This window comes from Polaromonas sp. P1_E3 (assembly GCF_056405935.1).
The window spans coordinates 1-1,397 of sequence record NZ_JBFUBD010000571.1 but is presented as its reverse complement, the minus strand read 5'-3'; the positions used below and the strand labels follow the sequence as shown (position 1 = coordinate 1,397).

Genomic DNA, 1,397 nt, shown 5'->3' with positions numbered 1-1,397 from the left:
GGGCCTGCGCCCTGCCCGTCGACGGCCGACCCGCATGGCCGGCCGGGGTTGCAGTTACTTCTTCGCGGCCGGCTTGGCAGCAGGCGCCAAAGGAATGGCCTTGCTCACGTCCCGGGTGGCCAGGCCAAGCGGGGGAACCATATCAATGACTTCCTGCTTGCCGTTCTTGACTTCCACCATGAAGCTCATGCGGTCGAGGTCGCCCTTGTTGTCGAACTCGGTGTACATCAGCGCGCCGGGGTATTTGTCGGTGTTGACCTTCAGGCCCTTCATGGCCGCGGCCACGGCTTTGCGGTCCAGCTTGCCGGCTTTTTCAATTGCGGCCTTGAGCACATAGACACCGGAGTAGCCTTTCATGCCGTTGTGGTCAGAGATGTACTTGTAGTCCTTCTCGAACTTGGCCTTGAAGGCACGGATGGCGGGTACCGGGGCGTCCACTGTCAAACCCACGTGGGCAATTGCGCCATTGGCAGCCTCGCCGGCCAGCTCAATGACCTTCTGGCCGGTCAAGGTGGTTTCGCCAATGATGGGCTTGTTCCAGCCCTGCTTGCGCAGCTCGCGCAGCAAGCGTGCCGATTCTTCTTCGTTTGAATAGGCGAACACGCCATCCGCATTGCTTTGCTTGGCACGCAGCACCGCGGCAGAGAAGTCGACCTGGCCGGGTTCGGTAGAGATTTCGCTCAGGATTTTGGTCGGCGAATTGGCGAGGGCCTTCCTGATCGAGTCCAYGCCGCCCTTGCCAAAATCGTTGTTCACGTAAATGACGGCAATGCTTTTGAGCTTGGCCTGGTCACTGATGTAGCGTGCCACCTTGGGCATGGCAGTGGCTTGCGTGAAGCTGGTGCGAAACACGTAAGGGTTGCCCTGCTCGGTGATGCCGGCCGCTTCGCCGCCGGTGAAGTTGGGCACCTCGGCGCGCCGTGACTCGGCCATGCTGACCATGATGGAGCCGGAAAACACCGGGCCAAAGATGGCAAACACGTCATCATCGATGGCTTTTTGCGTCAGTCCCTTTGCCACGCCGGCATTGCTTTGCGTATCAGCGGTGGTGGTCTGGATTTTTTTCCCCAGGATGCCGCCGTTGGCATTGATTTCCCTGACGGCGAGCTCCACGCCGTTCTTGAAGTTGGTGCCCGCCGTGGCGCCGCCGCCGGACAGCTCGACAATATTGGCGATCTTGATGACGTCTTGCGCAAAACCGGCGCTGGCGCTTACTGCCAAAGCGCAGGCAGCTATTAATTTAAGAGCGAATCGTTTTTTCATGGTTGTCTCCTCTGGGGTTAAAAAATCAAGGCGATGAGAGTCGTGCTTCCCCGACTCCTGGGATGGGAACATTGACAGATGGCGCGGTCTGAAAGGAGCGCATGGTTTCACCGGCCATTGCGGCGGGGTACAGG

At 59.4% G+C, this 1,397-nt stretch carries 1 protein-coding gene; it reads right to left on the bottom strand.

Translation table 11 applies throughout. From position 1 onward, the window contains the following. Positions 1-54: 54 nt before the first annotated feature. Positions 55-1,263, bottom strand: coding sequence for an ABC transporter substrate-binding protein (locus tag AC1D0Z_RS21780; RefSeq protein ID WP_477660235.1), 1,209 nt, complete (start codon positions 1,261-1,263; stop codon positions 55-57). Positions 1,264-1,397: the final 134 nt, after the last annotated feature.